Origin of the sequence: Curtobacterium sp. B8, assembly GCF_000333315.1 — a bacterium.
GTDB lineage: Bacteria > Actinomycetota > Actinomycetes > Actinomycetales > Microbacteriaceae > Curtobacterium > Curtobacterium luteum.
In genome coordinates this window covers 1-1,787 of record NZ_BACW01000635.1, presented here as the reverse complement: position 1 = coordinate 1,787, position 1,787 = coordinate 1, and the positions used below count along the sequence as shown (strand labels likewise).

Annotated in this window: 2 protein-coding genes; both read right to left on the bottom strand. The window is 70.6% G+C overall.

Annotated elements, in window-relative coordinates; genetic code table 11:
* Positions 1 to 1,294: FtsW/RodA/SpoVE family cell cycle protein (locus tag I59_RS16965; protein WP_022904890.1), on the bottom strand; the 1,294-nt coding region annotated here is incomplete at its 3' end.
* On the bottom strand, positions 1,266 to 1,787 hold a 522-nt coding region (locus tag I59_RS16960; RefSeq protein ID WP_031274308.1), incomplete at its 5' end, for a glutamate ligase domain-containing protein. The genes I59_RS16960 and I59_RS16965, both read right to left, overlap by 29 nt.

The following is a 1,787-nucleotide window of genomic DNA, read 5'->3' as shown; positions in this document are numbered from 1 at the left end:
CCGCACCACGCCAGGAGTCCCTCCCCCATGAAGTCCCGCCGCCGCCGCCGCCGCCGCACCAGCACCGTATCCGTCCTCCTCGTCCTCGCCCTGGCACTCGGTGGGTACGCCCTGCACGCTGCGCTGGCCCCGTCGGACGGGTCGAGCGCCGCGACCGAGTCGAACACCCGATGTTGACGAGGGCCTGGCCGATGATCCAGGCGAGGATGCCGCCGGTGACGGTCTTCACGAACGGGTCGCGGCTCTGCCGGATCACCTTGATCATGCTGATCGCCAGCACGACGAACAGGGCGAGCACGACGACCGCGCCGATGAGTCCGAGTTCCTCGCCGATGATCGCGAAGATGTAGTCGTTGTCGGCCTCGGGCAGCCAGGACCACTTGGCCTTCGAGTTGCCGAGCCCGACGCCGAAGACCCCGCCGGACGCCAACGCCCACATGCCGTGCACGGGCTGCCAGCAGAGGTCTTGGTACTGGTTCGAGTCGGTGCAGCCGGAGAGCCAGGCGCTGATGCGGTACGACCGCGACGAGGACGACATCGTGACGAACGGCAGCGCGACCGCGATCGCGCCGACGACGGCGAGCAGGTGCTTGACCCGGGCGCCGCCGATGTAGAGCGCGCCCAGCACGAGGATCAGCATGATCATCGCCGTGCCCTGGTCGCCCCCGAGGAGCACGAGGCCGAGCGGGAGGAGGATCGCGATCCCGATCGGGACGAACAGCTCCTTCCAGTTGTCGAGCTTGTCGCGCTTGACGTACATGATCGCGCCGACGCCCAGCGCGAGGCCGAGCTTCACGGCCTCGGACGGCTGCGCGGTGAACGAGCCGATGCCGATCCAGTTCCGGTTGCCCTGCACCTCGATGCCGAGCGGCGTGTAGACGAGCAGCTGCAGCGCGAGGGCGGCACCGAAGATCCGCATGGCCCACTTCCGCCAGACGCGGGAGGGGACGCGACTCGCGATGAGCATGAGCGGCACACCGAGCACGGCGTAGAGGCCCTGGCGCGAGGCGGCGCCGAAGAAGTCGTGCGTGGCGGCGTACTGCTCGACGCTCGACGAGGACAGCACCATCACGACGCCGAAGACGACGAGGAAGAGCGTGACGCCGAGGATCGTGTAGAACGTCGCGGACTCGGCCACGAACACGTTCTTCACCGCGACCACGGCACCCTGCGGACGACGCCGCCCGGAGGCGCCGGCGTCGGTCGCACGCCCGGTGCGTGCGGCACCCGTCGTCGCGCCGCGTGCGGCACCCGTCGTCGCGCCGCTAGTGCCGTTCGCCGGAAGGTCCGCCATCGCCGTTTCCTCCCAGGTGCTCGTGGACCGCCGCCGCGAACCGACGCCCCCGGTCGGAGTACGAGTCGAACTGGTCGAACGACGCCGCAGCCGGGGCGAGGAGGACCGTGTCGCCCGGCCTCGCGACCGATGCGGCATGCCGGACCGCCTCGGGCATGACCTGATCAGTGTCCGATGCCTCGACCTGCAGGACCGGGACCGACGGCGCGTGTCGCGCGAATGCCTCCAGGACCGGCTGCCGGTCGGTGCCGATGACGACGACGCCGCGGACACCGGGGCCGAACCGCGCCACGAGCCCGTCGATGTCCACGCCCTTGAACAGGCCGCCGACGATCCACACGACGGTGTCGAACGACGCCAGGGACGCGGTGGCGGCGTGCGGGTTCGTCGCCTTCGAGTCGTCCACCCAGGTGACGCCGTCGGCGCTCGCGACCAGTTCGGTGCGGTGGTGGTCGGCGCGGAATCCGCGGACCGCCTGCTGGATCGCTGCGGG